The sequence below is a fragment of the Streptococcus sp. 714 genome (assembly GCF_013277115.1).
Lineage (GTDB): Bacteria > Bacillota > Bacilli > Lactobacillales > Streptococcaceae > Streptococcus.
In genome coordinates, this window is record NZ_VMMH01000009.1 from 25,165 (window position 1) to 43,555 (window position 18,391).

General features: G+C 40.7%; 19 protein-coding genes. 5 read left to right on the forward strand and 14 right to left on the reverse strand.

Annotated features, from left to right (window positions below; translation table 11 throughout):
* Together glgP and malQ are read right to left on the reverse strand one after the other, a co-directional pair.
* The gene (gene glgP, locus HT718_RS03765; RefSeq protein ID WP_173267387.1) at positions 1-2,259 is read right to left on the reverse strand and encodes a glycogen/starch/alpha-glucan family phosphorylase; all 2,259 of its coding nucleotides are present in this window, start codon (positions 2,257-2,259) and stop codon (positions 1-3) included.
* 25 nt (positions 2,260-2,284) lie between these two features.
* The gene (gene malQ, locus HT718_RS03770; protein ID WP_061087505.1) at positions 2,285-3,802 is read right to left on the reverse strand and encodes a 4-alpha-glucanotransferase; all 1,518 of its coding nucleotides are present in this window, start codon (positions 3,800-3,802) and stop codon (positions 2,285-2,287) included.
* Between the two features lie 477 nt (positions 3,803-4,279).
* Here malQ and HT718_RS03775 point away from each other — a divergent pair, with 477 nt between their 5' ends.
* The 5 genes from HT718_RS03775 to HT718_RS03795 all read left to right on the forward strand — a co-directional run bounded on the left by HT718_RS03775 (position 4,280) and on the right by HT718_RS03795 (position 9,741).
* Positions 4,280-5,551, forward strand: coding sequence for an extracellular solute-binding protein (locus HT718_RS03775; RefSeq protein WP_000095465.1), 1,272 nt, complete (start codon positions 4,280-4,282; stop codon positions 5,549-5,551).
* Positions 5,552-5,661: 110 nt separating this feature from the next.
* Complete coding sequence (locus HT718_RS03780) at positions 5,662-6,954, forward strand: sugar ABC transporter permease (protein ID WP_000414965.1); 1,293 nt, start codon at positions 5,662-5,664, stop codon at positions 6,952-6,954.
* Between the two features lies 1 nt (position 6,955).
* A complete protein-coding gene (locus HT718_RS03785) occupies positions 6,956-7,798 on the forward strand; it encodes a sugar ABC transporter permease (RefSeq protein ID WP_061087504.1) in 843 nt (280 codons plus the stop codon).
* Between the two features lie 146 nt (positions 7,799-7,944).
* Complete coding sequence (locus HT718_RS03790; protein WP_061087503.1) at positions 7,945-8,745, forward strand: DUF1189 domain-containing protein; 801 nt, start codon at positions 7,945-7,947, stop codon at positions 8,743-8,745.
* A gap of 9 nt (positions 8,746-8,754) precedes the next feature.
* On the forward strand, positions 8,755-9,741 hold the full coding sequence (locus tag HT718_RS03795) for a LacI family DNA-binding transcriptional regulator (RefSeq protein WP_061087502.1): 987 nt from the start codon (positions 8,755-8,757) through the stop codon (positions 9,739-9,741).
* Between the two features lie 29 nt (positions 9,742-9,770).
* Here HT718_RS03795 and HT718_RS03800 read toward each other — a convergent pair whose 3' ends face one another.
* The 12 genes from HT718_RS03800 to hisS form a co-directional block, all read right to left on the reverse strand.
* Positions 9,771-10,712: a YitT family protein gene (locus tag HT718_RS03800; RefSeq protein ID WP_173267390.1), complete on the reverse strand. Its 942-nt coding sequence runs from the start codon at positions 10,710-10,712 to the stop codon at positions 9,771-9,773.
* Positions 10,690-12,453: an aspartate--tRNA ligase gene (aspS, locus tag HT718_RS03805; RefSeq protein ID WP_061087500.1), complete on the reverse strand. Its 1,764-nt coding sequence runs from the start codon at positions 12,451-12,453 to the stop codon at positions 10,690-10,692. The genes HT718_RS03800 and aspS overlap by 23 nt, the downstream gene beginning before the upstream one ends.
* Before the next feature lie 154 nt (positions 12,454-12,607).
* On the reverse strand, positions 12,608-12,838 hold the full coding sequence (locus HT718_RS03810; RefSeq protein WP_033682917.1) for a hypothetical protein: 231 nt from the start codon (positions 12,836-12,838) through the stop codon (positions 12,608-12,610).
* 17 nt (positions 12,839-12,855) lie between these two features.
* Positions 12,856-13,497, reverse strand: coding sequence for a type II CAAX endopeptidase family protein (locus HT718_RS03815; protein WP_173267392.1), 642 nt, complete (start codon positions 13,495-13,497; stop codon positions 12,856-12,858).
* Between the two features lie 9 nt (positions 13,498-13,506).
* Positions 13,507-14,205, reverse strand: a complete 699-nt coding sequence (locus HT718_RS03820; protein WP_173267394.1) for an ABC transporter permease — start codon at positions 14,203-14,205, stop codon at positions 13,507-13,509.
* Entirely contained in the window at positions 14,198-15,022 is an 825-nt protein-coding gene (locus HT718_RS03825; RefSeq protein ID WP_061425775.1) for an ABC transporter ATP-binding protein, read from the reverse strand. The genes HT718_RS03820 and HT718_RS03825 overlap by 8 nt, the downstream gene beginning before the upstream one ends.
* A gap of 10 nt (positions 15,023-15,032) precedes the next feature.
* Entirely contained in the window at positions 15,033-15,767 is a 735-nt protein-coding gene (locus tag HT718_RS03830; protein WP_173267397.1) for a DUF3169 family protein, read from the reverse strand.
* An 18-nt stretch (positions 15,768-15,785) separates the two neighbouring features.
* Positions 15,786-16,136, reverse strand: a complete 351-nt coding sequence (locus HT718_RS03835; RefSeq protein ID WP_049539070.1) for a PspC domain-containing protein — start codon at positions 16,134-16,136, stop codon at positions 15,786-15,788.
* Positions 16,137-16,138: 2 nt separating this feature from the next.
* Positions 16,139-16,336 (reverse strand): hypothetical protein, encoded by a 198-nt coding sequence (locus HT718_RS03840; RefSeq protein WP_049539067.1) that lies wholly within the window; start codon positions 16,334-16,336, stop codon positions 16,139-16,141.
* Entirely contained in the window at positions 16,336-16,542 is a 207-nt protein-coding gene (locus tag HT718_RS03845) for a helix-turn-helix transcriptional regulator (RefSeq protein WP_001176233.1), read from the reverse strand. The genes HT718_RS03840 and HT718_RS03845 overlap by 1 nt, the downstream gene beginning before the upstream one ends.
* Before the next feature lie 9 nt (positions 16,543-16,551).
* Positions 16,552-16,968, reverse strand: a complete 417-nt coding sequence (locus HT718_RS03850; RefSeq protein WP_173267399.1) for a hypothetical protein — start codon at positions 16,966-16,968, stop codon at positions 16,552-16,554.
* A gap of 49 nt (positions 16,969-17,017) precedes the next feature.
* Positions 17,018-18,298, reverse strand: a complete 1,281-nt coding sequence (hisS, locus tag HT718_RS03855; RefSeq protein ID WP_173267401.1) for a histidine--tRNA ligase — start codon at positions 18,296-18,298, stop codon at positions 17,018-17,020.
* Positions 18,299-18,391: the final 93 nt, after the last annotated feature.

Consider the following 18,391-nt stretch of genomic DNA (forward strand, 5'->3'; position numbering starts at 1 on the left):
TTAGTTCAAGTGCCAGATATCTTCGTTGTACTGAGCGATTGTACGGTCAGATGAGAAGAATCCTGCTTTAGAAATGTTAACGATGACTTTATCCAACCATGCGTCACGGTCTTCGTAGTCAGCCAACATTTGTTCTTTAACCTTGATATAGTCTTCCAAGTCAAGAAGAGTCATGAACCAGTCTTTGTTGATCAATTCATTGTAAAGACGTTCCAAGCGCTCTTTGTTTCCAGCTGCAAGAACTGCATCGCTAACGATGAAGTCAACCAATGGTTTGATAGCTTCACGAGCGTAGAATTCGCTTGATTTGTAAGCTGCTTTTGCGTAAAGGTCGATAACAGTTTCTGAATCTTCACCGAAGATGTAGATGTTTTCGTCGCCAACCAACTCAGCGATTTCCACGTTAGCACCGTCCATAGTACCAAGAGTCAAAGCTCCGTTCAACATGAATTTCATGTTACCAGTACCTGAAGCTTCTTTAGAAGCAAGTGAGATTTGTTCTGAGATATCACATGCTGGGATAAGGAAGCTTGCTGCAGTAACGTTGTAGTTTTCAACCATAACCACTTGCAAGTGTGGAGCTACTGCTGGATCGTTAGCAATAACTTCTGACATGCAAAGGATCAAGTGGATGATATCTTGAGCGATTGTGTAGGCTGGAGCTGCTTTACCACCAAAGAAGATTGTAATTGGGCGAGCAGGGATGTTACCAGCTTTGATGTCAAGGTATTTGTGGATCACGTACAAAGCGTTCATTTGTTGGCGTTTGTACTCGTGAAGACGTTTGATTTGGATGTCAAAGATAGAGTTTGGATTGATTTCTACACCTTGGTGTTCTTTCAAGTGACGAGCCAATTTACGTTTATTGTGAGCCTTGATGCTTTCCAATTTTTCTTTGACAGCTGCTTTGTCTTCGTAAGACAAGAGTTTTTCAAGCTCATCAGCTTCATGGTGCCAACCATCTCCAAGAATCTCATCCAAGTAGTGAGACAAGCTTGGGTTAGCATGCATGAGCCAACGACGGAACGTGATACCGTTTGTTTTGTTGTTGAATTTTTCTGGGTAAAGGTCGTAGAAAGCTTTCAACTCAGAGTTCTTCAAGATTTCAGTATGAAGTGCTGCAACCCCGTTAACACTGTATCCGTAGTGGATATCCATGTGAGCCATGTGAACACGTCCGCTCTCATCGATGATTTGAACAGCTGGATCTTTGTATTCTGCTTTCACGCGACGGTCCAATTCTTCGATGATTGGTACCAAGTGAGGAACCACTTCTTGCAAGAATTCAAGAGGCCATTTTTCAAGAGCTTCAGCAAGGATTGTGTGGTTAGTGTAGGCAGTCATGCTACGAACGATTGAGATTGCTTCGTCAAGCTCGATACCACGTGCAGTCAAAAGACGGATCAATTCAGGGATAACCATTGATGGGTGAGTATCGTTGATTTGTACAACTGCGTAGTCAGCAAGGTCATGCAAGTTGCTTCCTTTTTCGATTGCTTCGTCGATGATCAATTGCGCACCGTTTGAAACCATGAAGTATTGTTGGAAGATACGGAGCAATTCACCTTGACGGTCACTATCATCTGGGTAAAGGAAAAGAGTCAAGTTGTGAGCGATGTCTGTCTTATCAAAGTTGATACCGTCTTTAATGATTGAAGAATCAACTGAATCCAAGTCAAACAAACGCAAGCGGTTCTTCGTTTCTGTCTTGTAACCAGGAACATCAAGATCGTAAAGAGTTGATGTCAATGTGAAGTGGGCAAATGGTACTTGGTAGCTACGGCTTGAGCGAACCAACCAGTTTTGCTCTGTCAACCATGCATTTGGAATTGTTTCTTGTTGGTTATTTTTAAGAACTTGTTGGAAAAGACCGTAGTGGTAGTTAAGACCAACACCGTCACCGTTCAAACCAAGAGTCGCAATTGAGTCGATAAAGCAGGCAGCCAAACGTCCCAAACCACCATTACCAAGAGATGGTTCCAATTCAACTTCTTCAACTTCGATCAAGTCTTTACCTGCAGCTGCAAGTTCTTTTTTAACATCGTCGTAAAGACCAAGGTTAATCAAGTTGTTTGATAAGAGTTTACCAATCAGGAACTCAGCTGAGATGTAGTAAACTTTTTTCTTACCAGTGTTAACTGGTTTTTTGCTGCTTGCAAGCTTGCTGTAGTTAAGAAGAGCAAGGTAAAGCTCTTCATTGCTACATTCTGCAATGGTTTTATTGTAACGATTTTGTACAAATTCTTGTAGTGATAACATGTTTAAGGTGTCTCCTGATATTGTATTATTTCTTTAATTCTACCAAATTTTCATTGATTCGGCGATAGATTGTTGTCAAGTCAAGCAAACCTTCCTCGACAGCTGGTGTCAATTGATCTTCAGTCATACGCCAAGACCAGTTTCCACCAAGGGTAGATGGGAAGTTCATGCGAGCTGCCTCATCCAATTCTAGCAAATCTTGCATAGTTGCAATTGCCATGAAGCTAACTGATGAAAAGACTGTACGAAGCATAGCATGTGGCACTGTTTCGTATTCTTTACGGTTCGTATAGCGAGCCATGTACTCACGAGTCGCATCATCGATCTCGTTACGATACCAACCAAGGACCGTATTGTTATCGTGTGTTCCTGTGTACATAACTGAGTTAGCAGGTGCCAAGTGTGGGCTATCGATACTTTCGTCTTCTGGGTTGAAGGCAAATTGAAGAATCTTCATTCCTGGGAAGCCAGTACGTTCACGCAATTCGATAACTTCATCAGTCATGAAGCCAAGGTCTTCTGCGATGATGTTTAACTCACCAAGTTCTTCCTTAACAGCTGCAAAAAGCTTGTAGCCAGGACCTTTGACCCACTCACCAGGTGCTGCTGTATCGGAACCAGCAGGGATTTCCCAGTAAGATTCGAAGCCACGGAAGTGGTCGATACGAACGATATCGTAGATTTTGAAGCTTTCACGCAAGCGTTCAATCCACCATTTGTATCCGTCTTTGTCCATTGCTTCCCAGTCATAGATTGGGTTACCCCAAAGCTGACCAGTTGCAGAAAACTCATCTGGTGGGCATCCTGCGATACAAGTAGCCTTACCGTTGACATCTGTCTTGAAGAGGTGTGGATTTGCCCACATATCGCTTGAATCTTCCGCTACGTAGATTGGCATGTCCCCAACGATTTCGATGTGGTTGTCGTTAGCGTAGGCTTTCAATTTCAACCATTGTTGGAAGAAGAAGTATTGAGTCACACGGTGATAAACCAACTTATCCGCCAATTGCTCACGGTAACTTTCAAGTGCTGAAGCTTTACGAGCACGAGCATCTGCATCTGGCCATTCTGTCCAAGCAAGATTGTCAAAATGCTCTTTGATAGCCATATACTCTGCGAAGAGTTCAAGCCATGATTGGTTGTCTTTAGCAAATTTCTCAAAATCTTTAACATCTCCTACTTCCAAGAAACGTTTTACCGCTTTTTCTAAAAGAGGACGACGTGCATAGTAGATTTTCGCATAATCAACTTCAGACGCATCGCTACCAAAGTCAACCCCTTCAAGGTCACTTGCTTGCAACAAGCCTTGTTCTACCAAGATATCTAAATCGATAAAATGAGTGTTCCCTGCAAAGGCTGAGAAAGATTGGTAAGGAGAATCTCCGTAACTAGTTGTTCCTAGCGGAAGGATTTGCCAGTAACGTTGTTTTGTACGAACCAAGAAATCAACGAAGTCGTAAGCACTTTTACCAAATGATCCGATTCCGTATGCTCCTGGAAGAGAAGAAATGTGCATCAACACACCACTTTGACGTTTTTTCATAATAAGCACCTCATGTGTTTATAGTTAGATATTACATTTTTACGAACGCAAACGTTTGCGCTATGATTAGTATATCTCATTTTCTTGATAAATGCAAGCGGTTTTAAAAAACTTTTTGATTATTTTTTAAAAAGTTTTTCTTCTTACTCGTATATATATTCTTTCCGGAAGCAAATAAAATAGGAATAAGGGTTTCACTTATCTTATGTACTGGAAAGAAAGTAACAAATCTCTTTAATTTCCATTTGTAAATTAGGCAATCGTTTTCTCAACTTTTTTAAAATTTAAAACAAAAGTGATATTTGATTTTTCTTCTATATATAAAACGATAAAGCGGTTACTTTTTTTACAATTTTTTTAAAAATTTTTACAAAAAATACTTGCAACCGCTTTCCGATTGTGCTATACTAGTCCCATAAAGGAAAACGTTTGCGTTTCCTCATTATAAAATTTGTTATTCTTTAGGAGGAATACACTATGTCATCTAAATTCATGAAGAGCGCTGCTGTGCTTGGAACTGCTACACTTGCTAGCTTGCTTTTGGTAGCTTGCGGAAGCAAAACTGCTGATAAGCCTGCTGATTCTGGTTCATCTGAAGCAAAAGAAATCACTCTTTACGTTGAAGACCAATACAAAGCTTATGCTGAAACAGTTGCTAAAGCTTATAAAGAACAATCAGGAACAACAGTTAACATCAAATCTGGTGACCAAATGGGTGGTCTTGACAAACTTTCTCTTGACAACCAATCAGGTCAAGCTCCTGACGTTATGATGGCTCCATACGACCGTGTAGGTAGCCTTGGTACTGACGGACAACTTTCAGAAGTGAAATTGAGCGACGGCGCTAAAACAGATGATAAAACTAAATCTCTTGTAACAGCTGCTGACGGTAAAGTCTATGGTGCTCCAGCTGTTATCGAATCACTCGTTTTGTACTATAACAAAGACTTGGTAAAAGAAGCTCCAAAAACTTTTGCTGACTTGGAAAACCTTGCTAAAGACAGCAAATACGCTTTCGCTGGTGAAGATGGCAAAACTACTGCCTTCCTAGCTGACTGGACAAACTTCTACTACGCATACGGACTCCTTGCTGGTAACGGTGGTTACGTATTCGGACAAAACGGTAAAGATCCTAAAGACATCGGTCTTGCAACCGACGGTGCTATTGCAGGTATCAACTACGCTAAATCTTGGTACGAAAAATGGCCTAAAGGTATGCAAGATACTGAAGGTGCTGGAAACTTGATCCAAACTCAATTCCAAGAAGGTAAAACAGCTGCTATTATCGATGGACCTTGGAAAGCTCAAGCATTCAAAGATGCTAAAGTAAACTACGGTGTTGCTACTATCCCAACTCTTCCAAACGGAAAAGATTACGCTGCATTCGGTGGTGGTAAAGCTTGGATCATCCCATCAAGCACTAAGAACCTTGAAGGCGCACAAAAATTTGTAGACTTCCTAGTTTCAACTGAACAACAAAAAGCATTCTACGATAAAACTAACGAAATTCCAGCTAACACTGAAGCTCGTACTTATGCAGAAGGTAAAAACGATGAGTTGACAACAGCTGTTATCAAACAGTTCAAGAACGCTCAACCAATGCCAAATATCTCTCAAATGTCTGCAGTTTGGGATCCAGCGAAAACTATGCTCTTTGATGCTGTAAGTGGTAAGAAAGATGCTAAAACAGCTGCTAACGATGCTGTAACATTGATCAAAGAAACAATCAAACAAAAATTTGGTGAATAAAAAATTTGTTCAAGGGGGGTGGAATTCAAATCCCCCTTTGAATTTATCAATAAAAAACATATATAGTTTAGGTTTTGATTAAAAAGCAGTATCCTATGAAAGGAGTTATTATGGAAAAGCAACAACCTAGTAAAGCAGCCCTGCTGTCTATCATTCCTGGGTTAGGACAGATTTACAATAAACAAAAAGCCAAAGGTTTTATCTTCCTTGGTGTAACCATTGTATTTGTTCTTTATTTCTTAGCACTTGCATCCCCTGAATTAAGCAATCTCATCACTCTTGGTGACAAGCCAGGTCGTGATAATTCCCTCTTCATGCTGATTCGTGGTGCCTTCCATTTAATCTTTGTAGTCGTTTATGTACTCTTCTATTTCTCAAATATTAAAGATGCACATACAATCGCAAAACGTATTAACAATGGAATTCCAGTACCACGTACCCTCAAAGACATGATCAAAGGGATTTATGAAAATGGCTTCCCTTACCTCTTGATCATTCCATCTTATGTTGCCATGACTTTTGCGATTATCTTCCCAGTTATCGTAACCTTGATGATTGCCTTTACCAACTACGACTTCCAGCACTTGCCACCAAACAAATTGCTGGACTGGGTTGGTTTGACCAACTTTACGAACATCTGGAGTTTGAGTACCTTCCGTTCTGCCTTTGGTGCCGTTCTTTCTTGGACTATCATCTGGGCTTTAGCTGCCTCAACTTTACAAATCGTAATCGGTATCTTCACAGCTATCATTGCTAACCAACCATTTATCAAAGGAAAACGTATCTTTGGTGTTATTTTCCTTCTTCCTTGGGCTGTTCCAGCTTTCATCACTATCTTGACATTCTCAAACATGTTTAACGATAGTGTTGGTGCTATCAACACTCAAGTACTACCAATCTTGGCTAAATTCCTTCCTTTCCTTGATGGTGCTCTTATTCCTTGGAAAACAGACCCAACTTGGACTAAGATTGCCTTGATTATGATGCAAGGTTGGCTTGGATTCCCATACATCTACGTTTTAACCTTGGGTATCTTGCAATCTATTCCTAACGACCTTTACGAAGCAGCTTATATTGACGGTGCCAATGCTTGGCAAAAATTCCGCAACATCACTTTCCCAATGATCTTGGCTGTTGCGGCACCTACTTTGATCAGTCAATACACCTTCAACTTTAACAACTTTTCTATCATGTACCTCTTCAATGGTGGAGGACCTGGTAGTGTCGGAGGTGGAGCTGGTTCAACTGATATCTTGATTTCATGGATCTACCGTTTGACAACAGGTACATCTCCTCAATACTCAATGGCGGCAGCTGTTACCTTGATTATCTCTATCATTGTCATCTCAATCTCTATGATCGCATTCAAGAAACTACACGCATTTGATATGGAGGACGTCTAAGATGAATAACTCAATTAAACTCAAACGTAGACTGACTCAAACCCTCACTTACCTCTACTTGATTGGCCTCTCAGTCGTGATTATCTATCCATTGTTAATTACTATTATGTCAGCCTTCAAGGCAGGTAATGTAGTAGCCTTTAAACTAGATAGCAATGTCAACTTTAGCTTTGCTAACTTCCAAGGCCTCTTCACTGAAACCTTGTACGGTACTTGGTACCTCAACACTTTGATTATCGCCTTGATTACCATGGCTGTCCAAACAAGTATCATCGTACTTGCTGGTTATGCTTACAGCCGTTACAACTTCTTGGCTCGTAAACAAAGTTTGGTCTTCTTCTTGATTATCCAAATGGTGCCAACCATGGCCGCTTTGACCGCCTTCTTCGTTATGGCACTTATGTTGAACGCCCTTAACCACAGCTGGTTCCTCATCTTCCTTTATGTTGGTGGAGGTATCCCGATGAATGCTTGGTTGATGAAAGGCTACTTCGATACAGTGCCAATGTCTCTAGACGAATCTGCAAAACTAGATGGTGCAGGACACTTCCGCCGCTTCTGGCAAATTGTTCTTCCACTGGTTCGCCCAATGGTTGCCGTACAAGCTCTCTGGGCCTTCATGGGACCTTTCGGGGACTACATCCTCTCTAGTTTCTTGCTTCGTGAGAAAGAATACTTTACTGTTGCCGTTGGTCTCCAAACCTTCGTTAACAATGCGAAAAACATGAAGATTGCCTACTTCTCAGCAGGTGCTATCCTCATCGCCCTTCCAATCTGTATTCTCTTCTTCTTCCTACAAAAGAACTTTGTTTCAGGACTTACAAGTGGTGGCGACAAGGGATAATATATCCCCGCCACCCTTTTTCATTTTGGAGCTTGTGATTGTAAATAATATCCTTGTAGCAAGCAATTTCTCTCCTAGACTTGAAATAAAGCACATTTCTCTATATAATAATACTCATATAGAAAACACCTTTTAGAAAGATACCTATGCTTCCATATCCATTTTCCTATTTTTCAAGTATTTGGGGATTTCGTAAGCCCCTGTCCAAACGTTTCGGGCTCAACTGGTTTCAACTTCTCTTTACCAGTATCTTCCTTATCAGTTTGTCTATGGTACCCATTGCCATCCAAAACAGCTCACAGGATACTTATCCGCTAGAAACCTTTATCGATAATGTCTATGAGCCTCTGACAGATGAGGTTGTCCAGGAACTCTCTGAACATGCTGCAATTGTTGATGGTAAATTTACTTATACAGGAACAGCTAGTCCAGCGCCTTCTCTTTTAATCGGTCCAAGCCAAAGCAAGGAATTACCTAAGGACTTGCAACTACATTTCGATACAAAAGAACTGGTCATCAGCAAGGAAAGTAAAGAACTGACCCGTGTCTCTTACCGAGCGATACAGACTGAGAGTTTCAAAAGTAAAGACAGCTTGACCCAAGCAATTTCTGAAGACTGGTACCAGCAAAATCGTGTCTATATCAGTCTCTTCCTAGTTCTCGGTGCCAGCTTCCTCTTTGGTTTGAATTTCTTCATTGTCTCTCTAGGAGCAAGTCTTCTCCTTTATATCACTAAGAAATCGCGCCTCTTTTCATTTAGAACCTTTAAAGAGTGCTGCCATTTTATCTTGAACTGTTTAGGATTACCAACTCTGATTACGCTTATTTTGGGATTATTTGGCCAAAATATGACAACTCTGATTACTGTACAAAACATTCTTTTTGTCCTTTATCTGGTCACTATCTTTTATAAAACACATTTCCGTGACCCAGATTACCATAAATAGGAGATTTTTATGCCCGTTACGATTAAAGATGTGGCCAAGGCTGCTGGTGTTTCACCTTCAACCGTAACCCGTGTTATTCAAAATAAATCAACCATTAGCGACGAAACTAAAAAACGTGTTCGCAAGGCTATGAAGGAGCTCAACTACCACCCCAACCTCAACGCTCGTAGCTTGGTAAGCAGCTATACTCAGGTTATCGGATTGGTTCTTCCTGACGACTCAGACGCCTTCTATCAAAATCCTTTCTTCCCATCTGTCCTACGTGGTATAGCCCAAGTCGCCTCTGAGAACCACTACGCCATTCAAATTGCGACAGGTAAAGATGAAAAAGAACGCCTTAAAGCTATTTCACAAATGGTTTACGGTAAACGCGTGGATGGTTTGATTTTCCTTTACGCCGAAGAGGAAGATCCTTTGGTCAAGCTGGTCGCTGACGAGCAGTTCCCCTTCCTCATCCTAGGAAAATCCATTTCACCTTTTATACCTCTTGTCGATAACGACAATGTCCAAGCTGGTTTTGATGCGACAGAATATTTCATCAAAAAAGGCTGCAAACGAATTGCCTTTATCGGAGGTTCTAAGAAACTCTTCGTTACACAAGACCGTCTAACTGGTTACGAATCCGCGCTCAAGCAATACAAACTGCCTCTTGATGACAATCTGACCTACTTTGCAAATGAATTTCTAGAGGAAAAAGGATATCAATTTAGTAAACTCCTCTTTCAGCATGACCCGCAGATTGATGCCATCATTACAACCGATAGTCTCCTAGCCGAAGGGGTCTGTGACTATATTGCTAAGCACCAACTGGATGTCCCTGTTCTCAGCTTTGACTCGGTCAATCCCAAGCTCAATTTGGCGGCCTATGTTGATATCAATAGCTTGGAACTTGGTCGTGTTTCCCTTGAAACTATTCTCCAGATTATTAATGATAACAAAAACAATAAACAAATTTGTTACCGTCAGTTGATTGCCCACAAAATTATTGAAAAATAAAAACCAGCTCGAGCTGGTTTTTTTGGTCATTAATTATCTGTTTCAACAAACCGTCCCAAAATATGGACATTCTCAGATACAGAGACAAAGGCGCTTGGATCCACCTGTTTCATGATCTGTTTAAATTCATTAAACTCTGCACGTGTAATGACAGTGATTAAAACTGCCTTTCTTTCGTGATTATAGGTTCCTTCTGCATCGTGGATCATAGTTGCTCCGCGATGCAATTTTTTATGGATTTTTTCAATGACTTTGTCTGGATGATTGGTCACAATCATAGCCTGCATCCGTTTTTGCTTGGTAAAGACAGCGTCTGTCACACGGCTAGAAACAAAGATGGTAATCATAGAGTAGAGAGCGTATTTCCAACCAAAGGTCAAGCCTGCTATCAGCATGATAGTCCCATTTACCAAGAAGGAAATACTGCCGACATTCTTACCCGTTTTCTTGCGAATAGTCAGACTGACAATATCCGTTCCACCACTGGAGATATTGTTTCGAAGAGCAAAACCAATCCCCAAGCCCATGACAACACCCCCAAAGAGGGCATTGATAATAGGATCCTCCGTCAAGGTCGCCACAGGGACAAACTGGATAAAGAAGGAACTCATAGATACCGTGATAAAGGTAAAAATAGTGAATTTATGGCCAATCTGATACCAGGCCAAGACCATCAAAGGAAAATTAATAGCGTAGAAGGTCAGCGAAATTGGAATATGAAAACCAAACCAGTGATTACTCAAGGCAGAGATAATCTGTGCCAGACCTGTCGCACCACTCGAATACACATGCCCTGGTTGGAAAAAGAAATTAACCGCTACTGCTGATAGAAAACCATAGACCAGAGAGGCCGAAATCTTCTCATCATATTTTTCACGAGAGATGCTTTGTAAGACACGTAAAATTTTTATCTGATAAGCAAAGCGGCGCAGATAATAGCGCCACCGCTTAATTCGTTTTGCTTGTTTCATCTTCTTCTACTTGTAAGCTGAGTTCCTCTAGTTGTTTGAGAGCGACTGTTGATGGAGCTTGGGTCATTGGGTCAGTTGCCTTGTTGTTCTTAGGAAAGGCAATAACTTCACGGATATTTTCTTCTCCAGCAAGTAACATGACAAAACGGTCAAGCCCGATAGCCAAACCACCATGTGGTGGGAAACCATAGTCCATGGCTTCAAGAAGGAAACCAAACTGGTCATTTGCTTCTTCAGATGAGAAATCTAGAGCCTTGAACATGCGTTCTTGAAGGTCTTTTTGGTTGATACGAAGGCTACCACCACCAAGCTCATAACCGTTCAAGACGATATCGTAAGCAATGGCACGAACCTTAGCCAAATCACCTTCTAATTCGTGAGCTGTCTCTTCCTGTGGAAGAGTGAATGGATGGTGGGCGCTCATGTAGCGGCCTTCTTCTTCAGACCACTCAAACATTGGCCAGTCAACTACCCAAAGGAAGTTGAACTTATCATTATCAATCAAGTCAAGCTCTTTGGCAATACGTCCACGAAGGGCACCAAGCGTTGCATTGGCCACTTCAAGCGTATCCGCCACAAAGAGAACCAAGTCCTTGTCTTCAAGAACAAGCGCTGTTGTCAATTCTGCTTGGATGGCAGTCAAGAATTTGGCAACTGGTCCGTTTAATTCTCCGTCAACTACCTTGACCCAAGCAAGACCCTTGGCACCGTACTGTTTGGCTACTTCAGTCATCTTGTCGATGTCTTTACGTGAATAATTGTCCGCAGCTCCTTTGACCACAATGGCTTTTACAGCAGGTGCTTCTGAAAAGACTTTGAAGTCAACACCTTTGACCACTTCTGTCAAGTCCTGAAGCAACATGTCAAAACGAGTATCAGGCTTATCAGAACCGTAAAGAGCCATCGCATCATCGTATTTCATACGAGGGAATGGAAGCGTTACTTCGATACCTTTTGTTTCCTTCATCACGCGCGCAATCAAGCCTTCTGTGATGTCTTGGATTTCTTGCTCAGTAAGGAATGAAGTTTCCAAGTCGACCTGAGTGAACTCAGGCTGGCGGTCTCCACGCAAGTCCTCGTCACGGAAACATTTAACGATTTGGTAGTAACGGTCAAAACCAGCATTCATCAAGAGCTGTTTCGTGATTTGTGGACTTTGAGGAAGAGCATAAAAATGCCCTTTATTGACACGAGATGGCACCAAATAGTCACGCGCCCCTTCTGGTGTTGACTTAGAAAGGAATGGTGTCTCCACGTCGATAAACTCCAACTCATCCAAGTAGTTGCGGATAGAGTGAGTCACTTTAGCACGAAGTTTAAGATTTTCCAACATTTCTGGACGACGAAGGTCAAGGTAACGGTAACGCAAACGTGTATCGTCATTGGCCTCAATGCCATCCTTAATCTCAAATGGTGTTGTTTTAGCTGTATTGAGCACAGTAAGAGCTGTCACGTTCAACTCAACTGCACCAGTTGGCAACTTATCATTGGCTTGCTCACGCGCAACGACTTGACCAGTTACTTCGATAACAAATTCGCTACGAAGGCTTTCAGCTGTTGCCATAACCTCTGCAGATACTTTTTCAGGGTTGATAACCAACTGCATGATTCCTTCACGGTCACGAAGATCGATAAAGATCAAACCACCCAGGTCACGACGACGACCAACCCATCCTTTCAAGGTAATTTCTTGTCCGATGTGTTCCTCACGAACACGACCAGCATACATACTACGTTTCATTGTTTCTCTCCTCTTTTATTCTGTTACTATTTTACCATAAAAGCGCAGGCTCTTCATGAAAATCATCAGAAAAGTTTGCCAGTCTTTAAAAATCAGGTAAAGTCCCTAAAAATTAGCCCCAATACAAAAATCCGATGAACTTCACCGGACTCTTTTATTTTGAATTTTTGCCTGCTTTACGCTTTTCCGCAATTTCGGCTGCCTTTCGAGGCAAGACGATTTCCGTCGTATAAGCTGTCCCAAAACGCCAGATACCGGCAATAGGGGCAAAGACCACTGCTAGATGGCTGTAGAAGAAATCTCCCTTAAAGGCATAAGCTAGCGCTCCAATAATGAAAAATAGAACGACTGCTTGAATCACTGCTAATAAAATTACTCGTTTCATGTGACCTCCTGACTCTATTATAGCATGAGAATCATCAAAAAGCCGACTAAATTATTCAAAGCGTGGAGAGAAATACTGTAGACCAGACCTTTTCTGCTAATATAAGCCAAGCCCAAACTAAAACCAAGGCTAAAATAGACAAAAAATTGTTGCACATCGCCTGGGAAATGAATCAAGGTAAACAGAACACTGGATACCAGAAGAAAAATCAGAGTTTGTTTACTATTGTCCTGCTTAGGAAAGAGGTAGCGTGCTAACATCCCTCTAAAGATAAGTTCTTCCGTCAAAGGAGCAAAAATAACGACCGCAAAGAAGGAGAAGAGTGGTTGAGACAAGGTCAAGTCTGTCGCTATTTGCTGATTTACTGAAGGATCATTTGGCAAGAAAAACTGGACAACAAGAGATAAGAACCAAACCAAGGCAGGAAGCCAAATAAATCGGTTAAAGCCGCTCTTCTCAATATGAACAGGAGCTTTCTGATACCATTTGTAAATGACGTACACATATACTCCAGCCAAGGCCACATAGAGTAAGGTAGCAGCATAGGGTGAAGCACCTAGTTTTAGAGATTCTATAGCCGTACTCAGAACGGTACCATAGATAAACACAAAGGATAGAATGGCTAGAAGAAACCAGCCAAGGTTTTTAAGTAGTTTCATATAAATCTCCTATCTTGCTTTATAGCTGTTTTTCAATACAAAGAGGTTTGCTATCCCTAACACAAGTACCCATGCAAGTAACATGCCGATATTAGAAAAGGATATTTCTCCACCTTTTTGATTTAAAAGATTTACAATAGGACCGACGAACGAGTAATCTAACACTTTCTGAGCCGTATCATTTTGAAGAGCAATCATAGGTAAAACAGAGACGATTAACATAGGGAAGATACTATAAACTTGCGCTTTAGATTGAGTATCTGACACCGCACCGATTAGAAGGTTGAGAAAAATAATACAAATAGTTGCCAGGAGCAAATAGATAGCATAGACAAATAAATAACCAGATACATCTACTTTAAGATAGATGGGAAGTACAATCATAGCAACCAACATTATCAAAATAGGGAGAACGAGCATACTGAAAGTATATTCTGTTGCTGTCACACCACTTAGAATGAGTGATTTGAGATTTCGTTTTTCCTTATCTTCTGCCATCATAATCGATACCATATAACCACTTCCCATGCTCAAGACCATCGTCAAGCTAGCAGATAGTAAAAATAGGCTCAATTGACCATTCTTATTTGAAAATTCATTATATAGAACAGCAATACCAAAAGGCATCAATAAAGTTGCTAACAAACTTGAATTGCTGATAAGAACTTGTAATCTTAACCATAGTAGGGCATTTAATTTTCTAAACATCTAACTTTTCTCCTGTCAATCTGATAAAGATTTCTTCTAGTGTCGGCTCACAAGAGTGAACCACCATCAAATCTGTCGTGTCTAAATGTGGCAATTCTTCAAATGGAACTATCTGTTCTCGTCCATCGTTATAAACCACATGTACTTTCTTATCCACATGATACTTCTGGATAATATCTTGTGGACTTCCATACTCTATTAAGTTTCCCTTATTTAAAAGAGATAAGCGATCACAAAGCAGAGTTGCTTCATTCATATCATGCGTGGTCAGAAAGATAGTTGTCCCCGCCTGCTTTAATTCTTGAAGTAGGGTATGAATCATCTTAGATGTTGTAGGGTCTAAGCCACTGGTTGGCTCATCTAGAAAGAGAATCTTAGGAGCATTCAGAAGGGCACGAGCCAAGAACATTCGTTGTTTCATTCCAGTAGATAGTTTTTCTGCGATAATATCTTTAGCATCTGCCAATCCAACCTGTTGGAGCACCTGATTTACTCTATCTGACTTGAGACCATATAGCTTAGCATAGATGAGAAGATTTTTGTAAAGACTCATCTTTTCATAAAAACCACTTCCATCACTAACAATACCAATTTGTTCCAAATCATTTGAGGTTAAATCTTGAGAATTCTTGCCTAACAAAACTGTTTTACCTTGATCTGCAGCCAACTGACCTGTTAAGACATTGATCATGGTTGTTTTACCTGAGCCAGAAGGTCCAAGAAAACCAAAGATTTCACCCTCCTTAATCTCAAAAGAAATCTGGTGAAGAGCTTTTTTGCTCCCAAAACTTTTGCTTACATTTTCAACACGAATCATAAAAACTCCTTTATTTGAAATAATGTTTCACCATAGGTAACTGCATCACATTGATATAAACATGGATGGCTCCGACAAGCAAGAAAGCTAGTAACTGAATCTCATCTGTCAAGAAAGAAATGATAATAATAAAGACATATAAGGCTGGTAAGACATATTGGTGTAATTGGAATAAAATTCGAAAACTCTGTTCCAAATTAGCTTGTCGCTCTCCTTCATCATAAGAATTTATATAATCTAAGACATCCTTGGGTGTAGAGAAAAGAGACAAATCAAACTGACGAACAATCGCAATTGTTTTAGAAAGAGATTTTTGAGCGGATAAGAATAGCACAAAGGCTAAGAAAGAGAGGGAAAATGTTTGGTGGCCTGTATGCAATATAACCACTTCATTTAATGAGAGGAAAATAGACAATGAAATCGCTACACTTGTAATATTAAAAGCAATGCTTCCAAACTCAAGATTCCGATACATTTGCACATAATAAGTTTCATTCAGATTATCATCCATTTCCTCTTGGTACAAGGAATGAAATTTTCTGCTTTTCTTTAGGAAATTGAAAGTCAAAAGAACGCTAATAAAACCTAACAGTAAACAAATAGTTGATATCCAGGGTATCAAGACTTTTACATCTAAAATAACTTCGTAGGATTCGGCACCTGCCTTAAACATCCCTACAAAACCGCCCAAGAAACCTCCGAAGAAAACAGACATTAAAAATAACAATCCACGTTTCTTTTTCATATTCAACCTCTTTCTAAACTAAACCAATCCAACTAACCACTGACCAAAGACTTTACCTGATTCATAAATTGCTGTCAAGCCCTCTGTTCCAAGTGATACTAAAATCAAACAAACAGCAAACAAGAGAATAGCTTGATTTCTTGCTTTTTTCGCCCCTTCTCCTAAAGAATCTCTCCCAAGCCAGCCCGCTAGATAAGCATATAGGATGACTGTTAAAATCCCAAACTCTGTTGACGAAAGAAACAGCAAAATGGCTACCAAACGGATGACGTTAATCTTGATATTAAAATAATTTCCTAAACCTGCACAGACACCTGCAAGTTCTTTGTTCTCAGTATCTACTTGAAAACCTGCTAAAAACTCTTTCATATTCATTCTCCTTTTTCACTTACTAGATTTTTGGATTTCTTTTCAATCCAGTCAATTACTGGGATGAGGGCAAAGTAGGCCCAGATAAATTGGTCGCTATAATAGAGATCAAACCATCCTAGATTTGTTCCAATTAGTAGACACACGCTGACTAATAAAGCTATGGCAACTACATAATAAATCACTTTATACTTGTTCATCACTCGTCCTCCTCCAAGCGAAATACCGATTCGACTGTTTCGTTGAAAATCTGAGATATTTTCAAGGCAATCACAACGGACGGGGTGTATTCGTCCCGTTCTAATAGGCTGATAGTCTGTCTGGAAACCTCTGCTAGCTTGGCTAGTTCGGTTTGATTGAGACCATCGCGAGCCCGAAGCTCTTTTAGACGATTTTTTAGTTGCATGTTACACACCTACTCTCCGTCAAATTCAACAGTTTGGATATCCTCAATACGTTGCAACTTGAATTTTTCTTTCCCATTTTTATCAACATGACGTAGTTTGACCCATTCCTCATCAACATCCACAACTTCCCATAAAGATGTTCCAAACACTTGTCCAACGATTGTTGGTTTTTTCCCAATTAATTCTTGCAATAATCTTGACATTTCTTTATTTCCTTTCTCTTTTCTTTCGATTACCTTTAACCTCTTCTCTAACCGCTTGATTTTTTTAGATTGACTACTATAAATCAAGACGAGAAAAGGGAAAAAAATCCATACCCACATGTGACTCCCTCCTATTTCTTTATTTCTTAACTTGCTTACATTGTAACACATCTTTTTCTTTTTGACAAGCATATTTGTCAAAAAGTTTATGATTTTTGTCATTTTGCAAAAGAAAAAGGTCAGAGTAGTTCTCTGACCAGTCTTTCTGTTATTAAAATCCTAGTTTTTCAAAGATTTCTGAGAAGTTTTGGCTGATTGTCTCAAGTGACACTTGCACTTCTTCTCGTGTTTGATTGTTCTTGACCGTCACTTGTCCGCTTTCGACTTCGCTCTCGCCTAGGGTGATGAGGGTCTTAGCTGCAAAGACATCGGCTGACTTGAACTGAGCTTTGAGCTTACGGTTGAGGTAATCACGCTCTGCTTTGAAACCTTGTTGGCGAAGGGCTTGCACCAAATCCAAGGCCTTGACATTTGCTCCTTGACCCAAGACTGCGATATAGACATCTAGGGTGTTTTCGATAGGGAGGGCCACACCTTGCTTTTCAAGAATGAGAAGCAGACGCTCTACACCAAGTCCAAAACCAAAACCAGCAGTTTCAGGGCCTCCAAAGTAAGAAACCAAACCATCGTAACGACCACCCGCGCAGACTGTCAAGTCATTGCCCTCAATCTCTGTGATAAACTCGAAAATAGTGTGATTGTAGTAGTCCAGACCACGCACCATATTGGTATCGATGATGTAATCTACTCCAAGATTTTCCAACATCTGACGCACAGCATCAAAATGAGCTTGACTTTCTTCATCAAGGAAGTCCAAGATAGAAGGCGCATTCTCTACTGCTACCTTGTCTTCTTTTTCCTTAGAGTCCAAAACACGGAGAGGATTTTCCTCCAAGCGACGTTGGCTATCCTTAGACAAAGTCTCCTTGAGCGGTGTCAAATAGTCAATCAAGGCTTGACGGTAGGCCGCACGGCTCTCAGGATTTCCAAGAGTGTTGAGGTGCAATTTGACACCTTGGAGGCCGATTTCTTTCAGGAAATGAGCTGCCATAGCAATGGTTTCCACATCGGTAGCTGGATTGCTAGATCCAAAACACTCAACACCAATCTGGTGGAATTGGCGCAAACGCCCTGCTTGCGGACGCTCATAGCGGAACATAGGGCCCATGTAGTAGAACTTACTTGGCTTTTGCACTTCTGGCGCGAAGAGTTTATTTTCCACATAAGAACGGACAACGGGCGCTGTTCCTTCTGGACGGAGGGTGATATGACGGTCACCCTTGTCATAGAAGTCATACATTTCCTTGGTTACGATATCGGTCGTATCTCCGACAGAGCGGCTGATGACCTCGTAATGCTCGAAAATAGGCGTACGCACTTCTGCATAGTTATAGCGCTTGAAAATCTCACGGGCAAAGCCCTCAACGTACTGCCACTTGGCAGATTCAGCAGGTAAAATATCCTGCGTTCCTTTTGGTTTTTGTAATTTCATAGGGAATCCTCTTTAAACTTAATAGTCTTATTTTACCATAAATAGAGGGATTAAAACAGTAAGAAAAAAATTAGGATTTATACTCAATGAAAA